At 61.2% G+C, this 16,332-nt stretch carries 27 protein-coding genes, 1 tRNA gene and 1 pseudogene; 12 read left to right on the plus strand and 17 right to left on the minus strand.

The window, feature by feature from the left end; translation table 11 throughout:
• Positions 1-407 precede the first annotated feature (407 nt).
• The 5 genes from JOH52_RS13740 to JOH52_RS13760 all read left to right on the plus strand — a co-directional run bounded on the left by JOH52_RS13740 (position 408) and on the right by JOH52_RS13760 (position 4,158).
• Positions 408-851 carry an NlpC/P60 family protein gene (locus tag JOH52_RS13740; RefSeq protein WP_003529999.1) on the plus strand — a complete coding sequence of 148 codons (444 nt, stop codon included), beginning with the start codon at positions 408-410 and terminating at the stop codon, positions 849-851.
• Positions 852-1,001: 150 nt separating this feature from the next.
• Positions 1,002-2,108 (plus strand): endonuclease/exonuclease/phosphatase family protein, encoded by a 1,107-nt coding sequence (locus JOH52_RS13745; RefSeq protein ID WP_003530001.1) that lies wholly within the window; start codon positions 1,002-1,004, stop codon positions 2,106-2,108.
• 2 nt (positions 2,109-2,110) lie between these two features.
• Positions 2,111-2,860 (plus strand): NUDIX hydrolase, encoded by a 750-nt coding sequence (locus JOH52_RS13750; protein ID WP_010969660.1) that lies wholly within the window; start codon positions 2,111-2,113, stop codon positions 2,858-2,860.
• 176 nt (positions 2,861-3,036) lie between these two features.
• Positions 3,037-3,954 carry a PhzF family phenazine biosynthesis protein gene (locus tag JOH52_RS13755; protein WP_003530005.1) on the plus strand — a complete coding sequence of 306 codons (918 nt, stop codon included), beginning with the start codon at positions 3,037-3,039 and terminating at the stop codon, positions 3,952-3,954.
• Positions 3,955-4,082: 128 nt separating this feature from the next.
• Positions 4,083-4,158: transfer RNA gene (locus JOH52_RS13760), tRNA-Lys, on the plus strand.
• Between the two features lie 87 nt (positions 4,159-4,245).
• On the opposite strand, the gene JOH52_RS13765 is transcribed toward JOH52_RS13760, so the two are convergent.
• Genes JOH52_RS13765 through JOH52_RS13785 form a run of 5 tightly spaced genes read right to left on the minus strand, consistent with a single transcriptional unit; the run spans position 4,246 to position 6,874 of the window.
• Positions 4,246-5,430 (minus strand): site-specific integrase, encoded by a 1,185-nt coding sequence (locus JOH52_RS13765; RefSeq protein WP_017267203.1) that lies wholly within the window; start codon positions 5,428-5,430, stop codon positions 4,246-4,248.
• The gene (locus JOH52_RS13770) at positions 5,417-5,650 is read right to left on the minus strand and encodes a hypothetical protein (RefSeq protein ID WP_017267204.1); all 234 of its coding nucleotides are present in this window, start codon (positions 5,648-5,650) and stop codon (positions 5,417-5,419) included. The genes JOH52_RS13765 and JOH52_RS13770 overlap by 14 nt, the downstream gene beginning before the upstream one ends.
• 47 nt (positions 5,651-5,697) lie before the next feature.
• Positions 5,698-5,883 (minus strand): hypothetical protein, encoded by a 186-nt coding sequence (locus JOH52_RS13775; RefSeq protein ID WP_017267205.1) that lies wholly within the window; start codon positions 5,881-5,883, stop codon positions 5,698-5,700.
• Entirely contained in the window at positions 5,880-6,458 is a 579-nt protein-coding gene (locus tag JOH52_RS13780; protein WP_017267206.1) for a hypothetical protein, read from the minus strand. The genes JOH52_RS13775 and JOH52_RS13780 overlap by 4 nt, the downstream gene beginning before the upstream one ends.
• Positions 6,455-6,874 carry a DUF968 domain-containing protein gene (locus JOH52_RS13785; protein ID WP_017267207.1) on the minus strand — a complete coding sequence of 140 codons (420 nt, stop codon included), beginning with the start codon at positions 6,872-6,874 and terminating at the stop codon, positions 6,455-6,457. Before JOH52_RS13785 ends, JOH52_RS13780 begins: the two co-directional genes overlap by 4 nt.
• 74 nt (positions 6,875-6,948) lie before the next feature.
• Between JOH52_RS13785 and JOH52_RS36125 the strand changes: the two genes are divergently transcribed.
• Positions 6,949-7,167 (plus strand): hypothetical protein, encoded by a 219-nt coding sequence (locus JOH52_RS36125; protein ID WP_017267208.1) that lies wholly within the window; start codon positions 6,949-6,951, stop codon positions 7,165-7,167.
• A 26-nt stretch (positions 7,168-7,193) separates the two neighbouring features.
• Here JOH52_RS36125 and JOH52_RS36495 read toward each other — a convergent pair.
• From JOH52_RS36495 to JOH52_RS13840, 11 genes and pseudogenes are all read right to left on the minus strand, one after another.
• Positions 7,194-7,852 (minus strand): annotated as a pseudogene (locus JOH52_RS36495) (hypothetical protein).
• Entirely contained in the window at positions 7,852-8,853 is a 1,002-nt protein-coding gene (locus JOH52_RS13795; protein WP_017267210.1) for a DUF5131 family protein, read from the minus strand. Before JOH52_RS13795 ends, JOH52_RS36495 begins: the two are co-directional and overlap by 1 nt.
• 1 nt (position 8,854) lies before the next feature.
• On the minus strand, positions 8,855-9,169 hold the full coding sequence (locus JOH52_RS13800) for a hypothetical protein (protein ID WP_017267211.1): 315 nt from the start codon (positions 9,167-9,169) through the stop codon (positions 8,855-8,857).
• The gene (locus tag JOH52_RS13805) at positions 9,166-9,501 is read right to left on the minus strand and encodes a hypothetical protein (protein WP_017267212.1); all 336 of its coding nucleotides are present in this window, start codon (positions 9,499-9,501) and stop codon (positions 9,166-9,168) included. Before JOH52_RS13805 ends, JOH52_RS13800 begins: the two co-directional genes overlap by 4 nt.
• On the minus strand, positions 9,498-10,019 hold the full coding sequence (locus tag JOH52_RS13810) for a hypothetical protein (RefSeq protein ID WP_003528100.1): 522 nt from the start codon (positions 10,017-10,019) through the stop codon (positions 9,498-9,500). The genes JOH52_RS13805 and JOH52_RS13810 overlap by 4 nt, the downstream gene beginning before the upstream one ends.
• Position 10,020: 1 nt before the next feature.
• On the minus strand, positions 10,021-10,983 hold the full coding sequence (gene bet / locus JOH52_RS13815; protein ID WP_017267213.1) for a phage recombination protein Bet: 963 nt from the start codon (positions 10,981-10,983) through the stop codon (positions 10,021-10,023).
• A 3-nt stretch (positions 10,984-10,986) separates the two neighbouring features.
• On the minus strand, positions 10,987-11,514 hold the full coding sequence (locus JOH52_RS13820; RefSeq protein ID WP_017267214.1) for a siphovirus Gp157 family protein: 528 nt from the start codon (positions 11,512-11,514) through the stop codon (positions 10,987-10,989).
• A complete protein-coding gene (locus JOH52_RS13825; protein ID WP_017267215.1) occupies positions 11,514-11,729 on the minus strand; it encodes a hypothetical protein in 216 nt (71 codons plus the stop codon). Before JOH52_RS13825 ends, JOH52_RS13820 begins: the two co-directional genes overlap by 1 nt.
• Complete coding sequence (locus tag JOH52_RS13830) at positions 11,726-11,947, minus strand: hypothetical protein (RefSeq protein WP_017267216.1); 222 nt, start codon at positions 11,945-11,947, stop codon at positions 11,726-11,728. Before JOH52_RS13830 ends, JOH52_RS13825 begins: the two co-directional genes overlap by 4 nt.
• A complete protein-coding gene (locus JOH52_RS13835; RefSeq protein ID WP_017267217.1) occupies positions 11,944-12,174 on the minus strand; it encodes a hypothetical protein in 231 nt (76 codons plus the stop codon). The genes JOH52_RS13830 and JOH52_RS13835 overlap by 4 nt, the downstream gene beginning before the upstream one ends.
• Positions 12,175-12,593: 419 nt before the next feature.
• Positions 12,594-13,286, minus strand: a complete 693-nt coding sequence (locus JOH52_RS13840; RefSeq protein WP_017273102.1) for an XRE family transcriptional regulator — start codon at positions 13,284-13,286, stop codon at positions 12,594-12,596.
• A gap of 83 nt (positions 13,287-13,369) precedes the next feature.
• Here JOH52_RS13840 and JOH52_RS13845 point away from each other — a divergent pair, with 83 nt between their 5' ends.
• From JOH52_RS13845 to JOH52_RS35915, 4 genes are all read left to right on the plus strand, one after another.
• The gene (locus JOH52_RS13845; protein WP_003528115.1) at positions 13,370-13,588 is read left to right on the plus strand and encodes a transcriptional regulator; all 219 of its coding nucleotides are present in this window, start codon (positions 13,370-13,372) and stop codon (positions 13,586-13,588) included.
• The gene (locus tag JOH52_RS13850) at positions 13,585-13,920 is read left to right on the plus strand and encodes a hypothetical protein (protein WP_017267219.1); all 336 of its coding nucleotides are present in this window, start codon (positions 13,585-13,587) and stop codon (positions 13,918-13,920) included. The genes JOH52_RS13845 and JOH52_RS13850 overlap by 4 nt, the downstream gene beginning before the upstream one ends.
• A 9-nt stretch (positions 13,921-13,929) precedes the next feature.
• On the plus strand, positions 13,930-14,727 hold the full coding sequence (locus JOH52_RS13855; RefSeq protein ID WP_017267220.1) for a DUF2312 domain-containing protein: 798 nt from the start codon (positions 13,930-13,932) through the stop codon (positions 14,725-14,727).
• Positions 14,728-14,905: 178 nt separating this feature from the next.
• Positions 14,906-15,034, plus strand: coding sequence for a hypothetical protein (locus tag JOH52_RS35915; protein WP_017267222.1), 129 nt, complete (start codon positions 14,906-14,908; stop codon positions 15,032-15,034).
• 16 nt (positions 15,035-15,050) lie between these two features.
• Here JOH52_RS35915 and JOH52_RS35045 read toward each other — a convergent pair whose 3' ends face one another.
• Positions 15,051-15,305 carry a hypothetical protein gene (locus JOH52_RS35045; protein WP_017272911.1) on the minus strand — a complete coding sequence of 85 codons (255 nt, stop codon included), beginning with the start codon at positions 15,303-15,305 and terminating at the stop codon, positions 15,051-15,053.
• A 50-nt stretch (positions 15,306-15,355) separates the two neighbouring features.
• Between JOH52_RS35045 and JOH52_RS13860 the strand changes: the two genes are divergently transcribed.
• Both JOH52_RS13860 and JOH52_RS13865 read left to right on the plus strand, forming a co-directional pair.
• Positions 15,356-15,736 carry a hypothetical protein gene (locus JOH52_RS13860; protein WP_026030846.1) on the plus strand — a complete coding sequence of 127 codons (381 nt, stop codon included), beginning with the start codon at positions 15,356-15,358 and terminating at the stop codon, positions 15,734-15,736.
• A 42-nt stretch (positions 15,737-15,778) separates the two neighbouring features.
• Positions 15,779-16,309 carry a GIY-YIG nuclease family protein gene (locus JOH52_RS13865; RefSeq protein ID WP_017267225.1) on the plus strand — a complete coding sequence of 177 codons (531 nt, stop codon included), beginning with the start codon at positions 15,779-15,781 and terminating at the stop codon, positions 16,307-16,309.
• The last annotated feature ends 23 nt before the right edge of the window (positions 16,310-16,332 follow it).

Here is a 16,332-nt window from a genome sequence, read left to right on the forward strand (position 1 = left end):
GGCGTGGTGCAGCCTTGACGGCTGTCGACACGGTACTGCTTACGGGCGGACCGTGCAGCGATTCAGGCATGCGGGCTTGGAGCCTTTAACGGGCGCCGGGCGCGGCCGTTTGCTGCACGCCTCGTTCAAGGACGCTCTAGCCCTTTGATTCCGGAGCATTCTTCATCCGCGATCGGGACGCATTCCCGAATGCGGAGCGGCTCGGCGCGTGCATATGCGCGTCTGCGGAAGGGGCGAACTTCTTGCGGTGGACGGGAAACGAAGAGGCAGGCGAAGGCCGGCATGACGCCGTCCGCGCCGGCTGCATGTCGCCGGATCGCAGTCGATCCGGAAACAGGCAGCAAAACCAGGTGCTACGGCGACTTTTGCGTCTGATTGGACCGTAGCGCTGTGAGGGAGACCAACTCATGAAGGTTGTCGCGCTTCTGACTGCAGCATTTCTTGCGCTTACGTCACCCGACACCGCATCAGCGGGAATGCTGACCCAGGCGCAGCAATATGCCGGGCTGCACGAGGTGAAAAACAACAGGCGCCTGCGCGCCGCTCTCGGCATCAATCCGGCCCGTACGCCATGGTGCGGCCATTTCATGGGAATGGTTGCCCGGAAGTCCGGCCGGCAGCCACCGAAGAGCTATGGCATCGCCCGCTCGTGGCTGAGGTTCGGTGCTCCCGTCAAGCTGTCCTACGCACGCCCCGGCGACGTCGTCGTCGTCAGAGCCGGACGGAGCTATCACGTCGGCGTCCTGTCGCAGATGTCCAAATCGACCGCACGTCTTATCGGCGGGAACCAGTCGGGCCGCGTGCAATTGTCTTATTTCAGCCGGGCCCAGGTGGTGGCGGTAAGAAGATAGCGGCCAAGGCCGCGCACGGGTTCATCGCAACTTTCACTCTCTGGCGGACGGCTACGCTCCGGAGGGCTCGCGCGCGGCACAATCTGCAGCTTTACACTCTTGCTCGTCCCGCTCTAATCTCCGCGGCAATTCAATGTGGAATTGCCCCTGATGTCGCTTCGCCTTGCCACCTTCAATATCGAAAACCTCATGAGCCGTTTCGATTTCTCCGGCTTTCGCAATCAGCTCAAGCAGGATCGGGTGTTGCGGCTCTTCGACGTTCGCAGCGAGGCGGAATACCAACGTCTGGAAGAGGCGCGCACGATCGCGCACACGGATGACACCCGGCAGATGTCGGCGCTGGCGATTGCCGATTGCGACGCCGATATTCTCTGCCTGCAGGAGGCCGACAACATGGCGGCACTGCAGGCCTTCGAGTATGGCTATCTGTTCCGCATGGCCGGCAACGGCTATCGCCAGAAATACCTGGTCGAGGGCAACGACTCCCGCGGCATAGATGTCGCCGTGCTGATGCGGGAGGAGACCCGTGACGGCCAGAAGATCGAGTGCCTGGAGGTCAAGAGCCACGCTGCGCTCACCTATGAGGATCTCGACCTTTTCAACGACGAGCTGGCACTTACGAACCGGCCCCGCGACCGCATCTTCAAACGCGATTGCCTCGAAGTGGACGTGAGAATCGGCGGGCGGCCGCTGACCCTCTATGTCGTGCATCTCAAGTCCATGGGGCCGGCGCGCGAGGGTCTCGACGGCCGCCAGGCGACGATGGCCGTGCGTATCGCGGAGGTGAAGGCTGTGCGCCATATCATCGAACGCCGCTTCGGCCGTGGACATACGGCCGACAAAGTCTTCGCGATCTGTGGCGACATGAACGATTATCAGGAGAAGGTGAAGGTGCTGGGCGACAGGCGCAACGGCTATGAATTCTTGCCGCATGAGGAGACGACCAGCGCGCTCGACGTCCTCAGCCACGACGGTTTTGTCGAAAATCCCAATCTGCGCCGGCCGGTCCTCGACCGATGGACGCTCTTCCACAGCAGGGGGCCGGAAGATCGGCATCTCTGCCAGCTCGACTATATCTGGCTGTCGCCGGAGCTGGCGCGCCGCAACGCGGCCCGGCTGCCTGAAATCATCCGTGCCGGGCAGCCCTATCGCACGATCTTTCCCGCGGGGCAGGAGGTCGAGCGTTATCCGCGCACCGGCTGGGACCGGCCGAAGGCCTCCGACCACTGCCCTGTCGTGATGACCCTGGACATTTGAAGATGACCTTGCCCGAAACCGACCAGGCGCAATGGCCTCTCGACGGGACGATCTTTCCGGTCGCTGAAATCGATATAGAGGTCTCGCCCGAGCCTCACCCGTTCCATCTGGCAGAGGCGGAGCGGGCGCGCGAAAGCTGGGGGCGGGAAATCGCCGCGAACCCACACCTATTCGACGGCAGGATGGTACTGCAGAGATCGGTCCGGATCACAGACGGGCGCATCAGCGCGCGTGCCCATATCGTTCCCTATTCGACCTTTCTCTGGTGGCGGAAAACGAGGGCGGCGGGCGCGAGCCATATCTTTGGCATGCCGATGCTCGTCTCTTCGGACGGTGCCTTGATCGCTATCCGCATGGGTGCGCATACGGCCAATCCGGGGCGGGTCTACAGCCCAGGCGGTTCGCTGGAGCCTGAGGACATCATCGACGGGCGCTGCGATGTCGCCCGCAACATCGCGCGCGAGGTCATGGAGGAAACCGGCATCTCGCTTTCCGAGGCGATCGCAGAACCGGGCTGGCACGCCATCCGCATGGATGGCACCCTTACCGTTTTCCGCGTTTTCCGTTTGGCGGCCACGGCGGAGGAAATCCTTGCGCGGGTGGCGGCGCATGTCGCTGCCGATCCCCATCCCGAGATCGACGAGGCGGTGGCGATCCGCGGGCCGGAGCCGGCCGCACATAATTATCCGGAGTTCATTCCACCCATACTCGAATGGCTTTTTGCGCGTGTCCGCGGGCAGCAGACGGCGTGAAGGAACGCTGCCGCGGCATTTTGCCTTGCCGCCGGGGCGCTGGCGTTGCAAGGTCGCGAGCGGTGCGGCACCGCAGAGTTTTGCACCCGACGTCGCGGCGTCGGCAGAGGGGATCTTCGTAACACCGCGCTACCCGAACCTAACCCACAGCGACCCGGACCAATAAGGGGACATGTATGGCACGGCGTTACGCGATCTACGATGTCTTTACCGAAAGGCGGCTGGCGGGCAATCCTCTTGCCGTGGTGTTCGAAGCCGAGGGGCTTGCCGAGGAAGCCATGCAGGCTATCGCCCAGGAGTTCAACCTTTCCGAAACGGTCTTCATCCTGCGGCCCGGCAACGCCGCCCATTCCGCCCGCCTCCGGATATTCACGCCGGCACACGAACTGCCCTTCGCCGGGCACCCGACGGTCGGAGCGGCCGTAGCAATTGCGGAAGCGGCCTACGGGGAGGCCAACAGTGCGCTCGAACTGATGCAGGTGCTGGAGGAAAGCGTGGGGCCGGTCCGCGCTGCCGTCAGGCTGAAGCCGGGAGCGGCGACCTTCGCCGAATTCGACCTGCCGCGCAAACCGATCCGGCTCCACGCGCAGTTGGACCGGCAGGAGATCGCCGACGCGCTTGCGCTCAAGACGACGCAGGTCGGCTTTGAAAATCATGTTCCGTCGTTCTGGAGCGCCGGCGTTCCCTTCGTCATGATACCCCTTCGCGACGTCGGCGCGGCGGCTTCGGTGGAATTCGATCCGCAGCGCTGGGAGCACTTGGCACCCCTTGCCGAAGGCCGGCTCGCGGCAGCCTATCTCTACTGTCGCGGCGGCATCAACCATACAGCCCGCTTTCATGCCCGGATGTTCGCCCCGGGCATGGGCCTCGCCGAGGACCCGGCGACCGGCTCGGCCGTGGCCGCTCTTTCCGGCGCCATCAACTTCTTCGACGGCCTGGTCGACGGCCATCATCCGATGCTGATCGAGCAGGGCGTGGAAATGGGCCGCCCTTCCTTCATTCATCTGCATCTGGACATAGCGGAGGGCAAGATCGCGGGCGCGCGGATAGGCGGCCATGCCGTAAAAGTTGCCGAAGGGGAGCTGGCGGTCTGAAGTGGCGGCACGAAGGACGCACGAATGCACTGCGCTGAAATTTTTGCAGAAAACTTGCAAAGGGCGCTGGACAAGCCCGGCGAACGCCATTATACGCCCCACCAGACCGCTGCGAAGCGGTTCCGGTCGGGTGATTAGCTCAGTTGGTAGAGCAGCTGACTCTTAATCAGCGGGTCCACGGTTCGAGCCCGTGATCACCCACCAAAAACCTCTTGAAATCATTGTAGAATTTCCAAGTTGTCCGGTATTTCCGGACAGCTGGTTTCCAAGAAATTGGAAACGGTTTCCAATTCACGTTCCGTTCTTGTTCCTGAAAGCCGCCGGCTCGATCTCGCTCCAGCGTGCTTCCATGAGCTTCATCGCGTCCTTCGCCAGGCTCCTCAAAGCCACCTCTCGGCCGTAGTGCTGCACCATCTGCGCCGACATGTTGCAGATCGCTCCGACCTGGTTCTCGGTGCAGCCAACCTCCAGCAGATTGATCACAGCGTTCTTGCGCAGACCGTGGAAGACGATCCGGTTTTCTCGGAACGGCTTGAACGCGTCCTTCGCCATGAGCTTCTGCCATTCGGTCCGGAAACCGTCGGGGCTCTTGTATGACGTGGCGCGAGCGCCGGCGTGCAGCATCACGCTATCGGACGTCGGCACGCGATCGATCCATTTCCGATAGGCGAAGTGGATCGGAATCCAAACTGTGTTTCCCGTCTTCTGCGCACGAACGGCGATCGTGTTCTCGCCGGCCTTCGGCTTCGTCATAGCCAGCACATCGCCCTGGCGCTGCCCGGTGAAGAATGCCGACATGGCGATCATCTGCATATGGAACGGTGCGTGCTCCAGCAGGATCTCAAAAGCCCAGTTCGGCCACGGCACCCACGGTTCTCCGCCAGGTATCTTTTCCGTCATCTCCACGACGTTGGTCTTGCAGTAGCCGCGGGAGGCGCCCCACGCCATCAGGCGGGACAGGAATGCTCGGAACTGGTTTGCCTTCGCCGGCGTCTCTCCGAGGGCGTCTATCGCGTCCTGCGCGTCGACCGTCGTCAAGTCGACGGGAAGGTCGTCTCCCCATGTCTCCTTAATGATGTCGCCAGATGTTCGGTAGCCGCGCTGGGTGGAAGCCGCCAGCTTGGTCCAGAAGGGGTTGGTCTCGCTCTGGAAGGCTTCGACGAGCGCCTTGAAATCCTTGATGCCCTGGCGGCCACGGCGGATGAATGCTTCGTGTGCCTTCGTGGCCTCGGGCCAAAACTCTTTGCTCTTCAGGTCCGGTAGCCGCTTGCCGTCCAGCAGAAAGCCCTTCTCATCGCGGGCCATGGCTTCACAGATCGACAGGCGTTCGGAGAACTCCTTCTCGAGCGGTTCCGGAAGGGCGATCGACGGCCACGCCTCCTTGGTGTTCCGAAACCTTGTGTAGAAGGTGTAGACGGTTTGCGAACCGTTGGCGCGTCGCTTGATGACGCGGTGCACGTGCTTAGGCAGTTCCACCGTTCCGCTTTTCCCTGATCTTTTCACGGAACTTCGCTCCCAATCCTGAGGACATCGTCGATGTGCCGAGGTTCATCGCCCGGTCCAGATCCTCACGATACCAGAACTTCCGTCGCGTGCTGTCAACGATGCGCGGGTTCGGATAGGTCGTTCCGACGCGCTCGAGGAAATCTTCGACATGCTTTTCCCCGCAATACCCGGCAGCCATGTCAGCGGACATGCGAGGCGGCCAGCTGCCTGGGGGAACGAGGGATTGGCGACGTTCTCTCATCTTTCGCCTCTCTTCGCCGCTTCCCGCTCATTTGCGATCGCCGTCCCGATCGCCAACAGGACTTCGATATGGGTCATCGGCCGAGGCGGACCGGCTATAGCCTTTGCTACCGTGCGGATCTCCTCGGGAAGAGCGTAGTATTCGCGCGTGGCGGGGGTGGCGTTGGTCAGGTCGGGGATCATGGCTTCTCCTCGGCGCGCTGGCGGATGGCGGCATCGGCAAGCTCCTGGACTGTGCAATAGAATGCAGATTGAGCTTCCGACATCGCGGCATATTCGGGATCGACATTGAGCCAGTTGCCACGCTCCCGTTCCGCGCGAACGAACTCAAAGCGAGCGTTGTAAGCAGCTACCGCATCAACGTAGGCTTTGCGGGCGGCAACGATCGTGTCGAATGCCTCGGCTTCGCTCTGCGCGCCGTCCGTATCGGCGGGGGCGATGTTCCAGTTTTTAGAGCCACTTTTAGGGTCATTTGGGCAGGTTTTTTCCGGCGTTTCACTGTTCGTTCCACTGCCGTTCTTGTTGACAATTGGCGTGATCGGGGAATTCGCCGCTGCGGGAGGGGTGGAAGCGCCTTCCTCCCTCTTTTGTGGAGCGTCGTAGACGGTCAGAAGCCACCGTTCTAGATGGTTGTCTATGATCGATTCCAGATCGCCTGCCTTGACCAGCAGGGAGTCGGGATGTTCCGGGGCAGTAGTATCGCCGAGCTCGCAAACGGCCCTGACCACACGTTGGGCAAGCGTCAGTTTCTCAGTCATGCTTCGTCCCTCGACCGGAGCGCGCCGGCGTCGGCCAACGTCCGATTGATGATGGCAGTTGCGAATGGCGCCGCATCCTCGCCCATATCGGTCCAGAGGCCGTGTATGGTGAGGGCGAGCACGTGCGGGTTGATGCGGGCCGCGCGCCAGAACCGCTCTTCGCTCATGCCGTGCTGACGGCGGTGCTCGTCCGGATGAAGAGGCAGAACCCAGCGGTCGGAAACCTTGCTGCCCTTGCCGCGACCGTAGTGGCCGTACCGAGGAGCCGCGCAAGACAGGTGCGCAGCCTCGACGCCGTACCGGCCCGAAACGCAGCAGGGCAGTTCATGGATGAATGCCAGGTAGTTATTGCTCTTCGCCGGCTTGCGCTTGGGCGTCGGATCCGGGCGGATGGAATTGGCGATGCGATAGGCCACTATGCACTCTCCGAGTTGCGCGGAACCTTACTGAACGCGGGCGGTTGAAGCCGCGACACGAAAGGACTCCGACCATGAGTGATCCCAAAGACGGCAAACCTACCGAACAGCATACGCCATCCCGACGGACGACTGTGCCACCGGATATGGATTTCGAACCGGTTCCGTTGCCGGACCGGCAGGGCGGATCCGGTACCGAAGAAGTCGATGATCCCGCACGAAGCGGCAAGTCCAAAGGGCGGGGGAAGCCGACGCAAGGTGCCGGCAAGAATAGCCCCGGGGATCAAACCTAAGGTCTGGAAAAGGCGCAGCGACGCAATCATGCGGCCACCTTCTCGATCTGGTCGATGTTCTGCTTGATGACCGTGAAGGTGTAGGCGGCAACCCAAGGGTTGGCGTCCCATGCGCCTTTGCCGTTGATGCTGTCCATAGCGTTCGGTAGCTATCTACCGCAGAGGCGCAGCATTGGGTTTGCGGCATGAGGTAATCACGCCACCCATCACTATCGCGTTCGACACCCTCCGCTTCAGCGTCGTTCTCGCTGATGTCCTGCAGCCGCTCGACGCGAACGTCGGTGACGAGAAGCGTGAGGCGCGAATCCTGCCTGCGCATGAAGATCGACGGACGCCAGCGCGAAAGCTCCGGCTGCACGTCATCGGCTCGGTAGTAGACGAGCCTTGTCAGATCTGGACAGGCCATATGGTCGTCGCCGTTGTCGCCGACGCGGGCATGAGTTTCCTTTACCCACAGACGGTCGCCACGGCTTATCTTCACCGGAACTTCGCCTCCGAAGTTGCCGAATTTCGTGCGGCGCTCGAATGCGTGGTACGGCTCTTTGCCAAACGGCCGGATAGTCTTCCGGATGATCGTCACGCCTGGCGGCGACAGGTCTTTGCAAAGCCGACGCGTCTGCGTCTTGCGGCCGTCGAGCAGCGCACGGACCATCGGGCCGGAGAAGAGAATAGGGCGGTCGGTCATCATGCTACCTCCGGGAATGCATCATGCGTCACTCCGTCCAGTTCGCGGCCGGATAGCTTCTTGCCGATCTTGATCATTGGGATGCCGCCGACGGCGTGCTTGTTGTCGAAGCAATGAACCGTGCCATCCGTGGCCACGATGAAAGCCGGTGGTTTGCCGGCATTGCCTCGCGATGTGTCGTATTCGTGCTCTTCGGTTGCCGCGATCCACTCGCCGTTTTGCTTGTGGTGGTAGGCGAGCCCATGCGCCAGCGCCTGGTCGCGGATATTGCGGAACCAATCGGGATGAGTTGGGCGAGCCTTGTGGCTGCCCTGGTCCGTTTCGCCTCCGGTGATCCACCAACCGACAGCCGGCAATTTCGCCCAGCCATCTGCGCCGATCTTGATACCGCGCTCGAAACGCTCGCCTTCCAACCGGCGTTGAGTATGAGGGTCGCCCGTCATCCAAGGAGAAAGGTCGCCAAGATCACCGAGCAGCGGTTCGCAACTGGCAAACAGGAAGAGCGGGCGTAGGCCTGCGGCGACGACGAGCGACGCGAGGTTCTTTGTTGCCCGCTCGCGATCCTCGATGGTGGTGCCGAAGGCGATGTTCTTCGGCATGAAGCCAACGGCCTTGACCATCTTGACGATGTTCTGTGGACGCTTCGTGAGCAGAAGCCAAACCAGATTCGGCGTGGCCTCGATCAGCGTGAAAAGGTCAAAGCGCCAATCGGCGGGCACCTCGTTGTCGAATACGTCGGCGAGCGACGAGCAGAACACGAACGGGCGGCGGCCATCGGCGGCAGCCTTCTTGTTCCATGCGATCGGCTTTCGCCAGTTCGCCGCGCTCGTCCGCTCGCGGGTGCCGGAGCCGACGCCTGGTCCGCCCCACTTCACGCGACCCATACGCGTTTCCATAAGGTGAGCGGCATAGCAGCCGTCGCAAGCCGGGGAGACGCGAGTGCATCCTACCCACGGGTTGAACGTCATGTCTGCCCAAGAAATCAGGGTCTGGTCGGCCATCTCAGAAGCCTCGCTCATCGGGTTGGCGAGGAACGTCCCCGGGCTGAAGACGGCTCACCTTCATCTTCTTGCCGTCGCGGGTGACGAGGAACATGGGGAGCGGCCTGCCGACCCAATTGACAGAGACGTCATCAGCCTCGTCGAGTTCCAATCCGAATTCCTCGTCTTGGGTCATCGCGTCGGCCTTTGCTCTGGCCTTCTCCAAGCTTCCCGCCTTGATTGTCACGCGGATCGTGCCGCGCACCGAGAAGGTGGCCTCATATTCTCCGGGCCTCTCGTCAGCGATGAAATCGGCCTTGTTAGGTAAATCGCTCATGCCGCCAACTCCTTCGCGCTGTCGACGAAGTGCTCGCGGTACGTCCGGTCAAAGACGGCTTGGAACTGCGCGACAACATCGTCGGCGCGGTCAGCATCGACAAAGGTCGCGGCGAAGCTCGCATGCATCTGCATCATGTACGCGGCGATGCCGATGAGCATGTGATCGACATTCGCGCCCGGGCGCTGGATCTCCGAGTTGACGAACTTGACCAAACTCTCATGAACGGTGGAGACGGACATACGAGCGATAAGGCTCGTGATCGGATCGTCGCAGGTTAGCGCGTCCACTTCGGACATGCTTCCAGGCAAAAGACGGGCGTTCTCGGTCATGCTGCGGCTCCCGCGTTTCGTTGTGTGGTGCCGCGCTCAACCCCGATCAGATCGTCGAGGAAGTCGAGAACGGCCGTTTTGCTTTCCTGGAAATCCTGCTTGCCCATGGCCTTCATGGACTGGCTCTTTGCCACGTACCGAGTGACGGTCGCCTCCTTCACGTCGACGACGGAGAAGGCGTCGATCGGACGGATGAAGGCGGCTAGCCGCATCGCCTCGGCCTTCGTGCTGCAGACGATCGTATGAGCATCGCAGTAGCCGGTCCGGATCAGCGCATAGGCACGCAGGTGCTCGGCGGATTCGGCGAAGGGCAGGCCGGAATACTGTTCCGGCAGATTGCGCCAGGCATCGTTCACCGCGGCGAAATAGTGCCGGTGAGAATTCATACTGCGGTCGTTGTGCTCGGCGAGCGTATAGAACTCGCCGACCACGAAACGCTTGTCGCATTCGCGGGCCCAATGCCGGTTCGCCGGCTGGAAGGCCTCGCCGTTCCACTGCAAGAGGACCGGGCCGCTCATGTCAGCCCGCCATCAGCGGATGGCTGCGGAGCTCGGCATCAGACGGGCCTTTTGCCGCCGGCCGCGCAATTGCGGCTTCAAGCCGCCTCTTCAGTTCGAGCGCATCGCCCGGATGCTTCGACCAGAACATTTTCAGTGGCTCGCGGTTGGCGTCCCGCCATTTCGCTACTTTTGCCGGCGGCTCCTTTTCGATGAACTCGCAAGCCCGGTCGAAGAATTCGCCGACGGGCACATTTTCAAGCGCCCAATTGTCGCCCCAGGTGATCGTGATGGAATTGGAGGCGCCGACGGCTTTGAGGCGGTTTTCCTCGCGCTCGTGCTCGACAATCTCGGACGCGGTCAAGTCGATGATCTTCGCCCGATCCATTTCCGCTTCGTCATAGAGACCGGTGAACTGCTCCGGCCAGCCGGCGCGCAACGCCTGCATCTCGGCGCACTTGGCGATCATGAGGCGGGGCATCCGGCACCAGTTGCCGGAGTCATCCAGCGTCTGCTTGCCGGTCTTGTAGTTTTTGCCGGTCTTTTCGTTCTCCGCCCATTCATCTTTGATCGGGGCGAACTCCTCCCAATACGACTGGCCGGCGACCTCGTACCATTCGCCAGACTTTGGGTCCTGCTTCCAGAGATAGACGGTGGCGGATACGATGCCCTGGGGGTTGAGCGGGCTCTTGAGCGAGGCGTCGAGCTCATACGTGGCTGGCTTGCTCGCCGGCCGGTAGTCGCCGCAGCGCTGCGCAATGACGCGCTGGCCGTCGCGGCTGATGATGATCGTCATCTTCCGCTTGTTAGCGTTGTTCTTGGAGAAGACCATCGGAATGATCTGGCCGAGGAACGGATCGAGGCCCTTTGCCCGGGCAACCTCCATGAAGAGGTTGAACTCTTCGGCGTTGCAGTCTTTGGCGACGGTCTGCTGAACCAGCGCGATCTGGCGCGGCGACAGGTCGAATTTCGTGATGGCGTTCATGGATTACTTCCTCCGGACGGAAAGAGAGATGCTGCCGTTGTCGAGGTTTGCGCCGGGCACTTGCTCGCCGGCTTTGATCGCGGCGGCTAAGGCCTTCTTGTCCAGCTTCGGCGCGGGGCGCTCCTGCTCGACGAAGAACCGGGAAGGGATGTCCGCTTCGCTGTTGACGATCAGGCCGGGCGCGCGCTTCGTGAGCGACAGGGTGGCTGTAGGCAGCTTTAGCGAGGTTTGATCGGTGGCGAGCATCGCCTGTTCGATCAGAGCCCGAACGCGCTCGGCGCGTCGCTCGATCGACTTGCGGCGGGTCTCGAATTCCTCTTCCTTGGCTTTCAAGCCGGTGATGAGGACGTCGCACTCGTCGATCTGGGCGACGGCAGCTTCGATAGCCTCGAGGAGGTTGGTTTCGCCCTCGATCGCGTCAGCGACCAGTTCGGCGTCATCGTCAACGCCTTGGTCGCGAAGGCTGGACAGAAGCGACTTTGCCGCCTCGGTCTGGCGATGAAGGTTGTAGTCAAGGTCGGGCATGGCCATCAGATGTTCCTTTCGTGGGCGACGAGTTCCTGAACCCGGTCGGCATTCCAAAGGCCGGCCGCAAGCACGCCGAGAACGGCAGCCAGGAAGATCAGGGACATGGCGAGTGAGTAGCTTGCGCGGTTGAACTGCTTGAGCGCTTCAAGATCGTCGTCGCGATCGACAGCGCAGCGGTTGCAGGTGCAGCCGAACTCGGAGGCGGGGCAGTCCTTCATTGGGCTGCCTCCATCTGTGCGGCAACCGAGACGCGGGCGCGGTTCTCGTATTCGCGCTGGTCAATGTAGAAGCCCTCTCCGAAGCCCGATGCCCGGAGGATCGCCAGCACGTCGTCGATTGCATCGTTGTATGCTTCGTCGTCGGCGCATTCGTCAGCGCCGCCGAGCGCTTCAATTTCCCGGTACAGCTCGTGAAGCTTCACCCGACGCCGGCTCATGCTGCGCTCCGCTCGACCGAGACGGCTTCGGAGAGGAAGAAATCGGGGAAGGTCGAATAGCGTTCGAAGCGCTCGACGGTCGTCCCGGGGAATGCGGCGGCTTCTTCGAGAGCCTCGTCTTCGCGACGGAACTGCAGAGCGTCGTCGACTTCGTGGGAGAAGAAATATTCGTTGGTAAGGACCCGGCCGACCTCATCTTCAATCCTGTATCGGGTAACCATCGCCATTGCTTCGTCCTCTCGTCAGCGTCCTGCTGTAAAAGGATATAAGCACAACTAGAAAACCGATTCAAGCAAAACTTTAAAGCAAAACTAGAAAACGCCTCTCGACTCTTCGGCAAAAAGAATCAATTGTGAGAACAAGACGTGAACAAAGGAGAAAGGAATGAGGCTGCCTACGAGCGAGCCACTCTTGGGAGATGTGGCGTCCGTGTCTGTCGAGTGTTCAGATTGTGGGAGGGCGCGCTGGTGGCAAGTCGGCCAGTTATTGCGCTTTCCTGGCATTTTCGGCGGGACGCCGCTGGCGAAACTGTCGGCCCGGCTTACTTGCTCCGCCTGTCAGGAAGACGGGCTGCCGGGGAAGAGCATTTCCGTCCAAGCCCTATTTGTGAGCGAGAGAGCGCGCGTTCGAGTGGAAGCGCATATCCTCAATAGCCGAGAAGTTCTGCCAGAGGTATCACGCGCCATAGCGCCTTCACGGCGTACCGGTTGAACGTCAGTTCCTTTGGCGGGTTGTACTGGCTGACGATGATCTCGGATGCAGTCCGCCGAACGAAGTACTTGATGTAGGATTTCCCGACTTCCCCTTCATTCTCGGGGAAAAGCTCAATCACGATGTGGTCGCCAGGTACTGGCTCTCGGCCGCCAACGTATATGAGCTCGCCGGGGAAATAGCGCGGCACCATGCTGTCGCTGATCGTATGAAGTGCGAAAGCCTTCACCACGCCGATCAGCCCGGGCGGCCGGCGAACGAAGCCTTGGCGTTCACCGTTGAACCTGAAATCACCATCGTCGCCACCGGCTGTGGTTCCGAGGACTTCAATATCCAAGGGACCGGAAGGCGGCGGGGCAGGGTCGGTCACGCGCTCGGCATCTGCGAGCGGCTCATCTGTTAGGCTGACGACTTCGCCGTGGCTAAGCGCGCCCTGATCGACGCGAAGGAAATCGGAGAGCGCGATCAGGTTCTCGGTCGAGGGCAGGTTCTTGCCGCTCTCGTAGTTTCCGATCGCTGCAACGTGCACGCCGAGGTGTTCGGCGAGTTGCCGCATAACCAGGCCGCGCTGTTTTCGCGCCCGCTTGATTGCTGCACCCACAATCTTGGCTTTTTCCTTCGTGTCCATAGCCAGCATGTGAGTTATGGAACCCCATATCGTCTATAAAAGTTTTGCTTGAATATATTTTCTAGTTATGCTTATAATCAGGCATGAGCACAGAACCCCTCCCACTCACCCTGGTTTTCAAGCAGGCAGGCAGCGCCAGCGAACTGGCGCGTCGGCTTAAGATCACGCCTTCTGCCGTGTTGCAGTGGGACAAGGTCCCTCCGACGCGCGTTTTGGAAGTTGAAAGGATCACCGGAGTTTCGCGGCATTTGCTGCGGCCCGACATCTTCGGCGCACGCCCCATCGAAGGGGTCTCGGCATGAGTGCTGACGCCCAGATCATCCCCGAAGACATCATGAAGGCAGCCGAAGAGGCGCTGGATAACCTTCTCTGCAATTGCGCCGAGTCCTGTGGCGGTGCAGCCGGGCTTCGCAAAGCGTCGATCGAGGAGATCGCCAAGGCCATCCTCGCCGAGCGCGAGCGCTGCGCCTCCGTGGCGGACTATTTCAGTCAAGCCTGCGTCTGCTCCGAGTGGACAGAAGAAGCGCGGGGCGCCGGCTACTACGCTTGCGCTGACGTGGCCACCTCCATCCGCAATCCATCCCCGCCGAAACAGCCGTCGCCGCCTATCAGCGATGACGACCTTCCGTTCTGAGGAGCCACCATGTCCGACGCACACGGCATTGCCCGCGACCAACTCCGCGCTTTCATCGAGCGCATTGAGCGTCTCGAAGAGGAAAAGAAGTCGATCGCCGACGACATCAAGGATGTCTATGGCGAGGCGAAGTCGATGGGCTTCGATAGCAAGATCCTGCGCAAGGTCATTTCGATCCGCAAGCAGGACGCGGACGAGCGCGCCGAGCAAGAGGCAATCCTCGACACCTATCTGCACGCTCTCGGCATGATCCAGCTCGACATTTTTGAGGAGCCCGAGGCGGAAACCAGCCCCAAGCTCGTCGCCACGGTCGCGACCGCCATGCAGACGCAAGCGGGCAGGGCGGCACTGCTCACCGCAGTAGACATCATGATCGAGCGCGAAGAGCGCTTTGACGCCGAGACCGGCGAGATCCTCGACGACATTGAAGCTTCGGCCGGCACGGCTCCTGCCGTTGAAACCTCGCTGGCAGCGCGGGGGGCCGAAGAAAGCGCTGTTTCCAATTCCGGGATCGCCACTGCCTCGCAGGGCGGAACCGCATCCCCAAGCCCTGACGCTGAGTTGAGCAGCGCCGGCGCCAACGCAGGAGGAGGATATGTAAAGAGCAGCGCAGAGCGCGCATCCGTCGCAAACGTAGCGTCTGGCCCGGACGAGAAACAACGGGCACCCCTTTTCGCGGCCAAGCCGACGTCTATTCGTCGCCCGCACTGCCTCGATCGGGCTGGCTGCGCTTCCTACACGGAAGAGCACTGCGCACGCTGCAAGGCGGCGATGCAGGAGCGCGAGCAGGCGGAGGAAGTCGCATGATCGAGGCAAGGTCATCGTCCTCCGTAGCGGCAGCACGCCAAGTCCAGCGCCGCCAGTTCAAAGCGATTTCGCACCACGTCTGTGATCGGTGCGAGCGCGTCCTTTCCATAAGCGAAATGATCGAGCGGTTTTGCGAGAGCTGCGAGCAGCACACGACGCCGGTCAAAAAGGAGGCAGCATGAACACGTCCGTTCTTATCGCCTGCATCGCCGCCGTCTTGTGGATGGCCGCTCTCACCCTCGTTGTTCGCGGCTTCGCTGAACACGAATTCCGCCGCAACGGCTTCAAGGAAAAGATTAAGCGCTGAACTCCTCCCGAGGCGCTTAACGCGGCTGGTCCTGGTCCTCCTCCCTCGGGACCAGCCGCAACACATGCACCCTGATCCGCTTGTTCGCCAAATTCATAACCACGGCTCGAACAGCGTCACCCAGGGGAATAGGGGCCGGCGACGACGAGGTCACGTCGCCGGCAGTAGGGGCAGCTGCGGCGGAGCCCCTTCGAAACGGAAAGACCTGGGAGGGACCGGCAGCCGCGCCAACGGCGCCGTCCTCTCCTTCAGAAGTGAAGTTCCTGTGCATGACAGTGTCTCCTAAGCAAAGAGACATTCGCACAGGAGGCAGACAAGGTGTTGTCGAAGCGTGACAAGAAGTTGTCGAGTAAGGACAAGGTAATGAACGACACATTACGCGCCCAGCAACTATTTTTGGAGGCGTATCCCGAGATCCGCTACGGGAGCGTCAAGGAACTTTATAGGCAAGCCCACAAGTTCATTTCCAAGCATGTGACGAAAGAACTGACCTTCCGGCGTATCCGCTCGATCAAGGAAGGCAAGGCCCGCCGCATCGATGGCGAAGAATTGGACGCACTGCGACTGGCAGTAATCGAGGAGAGCAAGCGTGAACAATCCGAACTCCGTGCCCGTCTGGCTGCGCTGGATGCGAAACTTGCCTCTGTCGATGCGGTTGATGCTCGCTCGCCGTTGGCAACGCATCGCAAAAGAGCGCGCTGATTGGGTCGAGTTCATTGCTCCGGAACTGAAGGACGAGGACCAATGAGCATTTACGTTCTCAGATCAGACAACCTCGTGAAGATCGGGTTCAGCGACAACCTGAGAGCGAGGGTGCAATCGATCATTGCCACAGTCCCAGTCCCCGTTGAGTTCGTCGGACACATGCCAGGAGGCAAGGAAGTCGAAGAGCACCTGCACTCCATTTTCGCGGCCTCGCGCTTCTCTGGCGAGTGGTTCGTGGAGAGCGAGGAAATGCGCGCGGTGTTCGAAACACTTCTCACCCCACGTCTGCCAGATCCGGACCGACCGAAGCAGATCAGGCGGTCTGTCGAGAAGACCTCAACGCAGCAGGTTTCGCTGATGGTGAGGGAGGCCGCAGCCCACAAGTGGCCAACGAAAAACAAGTCCGAAATCGTGGATGCGCTGGCGAGCGATCTCGGGTGGAGCAGGACCAGGGCGAAGGATTTCTACTATGCCGATCCGAGAATTGCACTCCGAGCCTACGAAATGGCGGAAGTCGAGAAATGGCTTGCTGCGGTTCGCTCGGCGCTTGGCATTCGCAATCGCGCCTGAGCTGAGGGAAGAAGAGGGGGATC

The organism is Sinorhizobium meliloti, assembly GCF_017876815.1.
Taxonomy (GTDB): domain Bacteria; phylum Pseudomonadota; class Alphaproteobacteria; order Rhizobiales; family Rhizobiaceae; genus Sinorhizobium; species Sinorhizobium meliloti.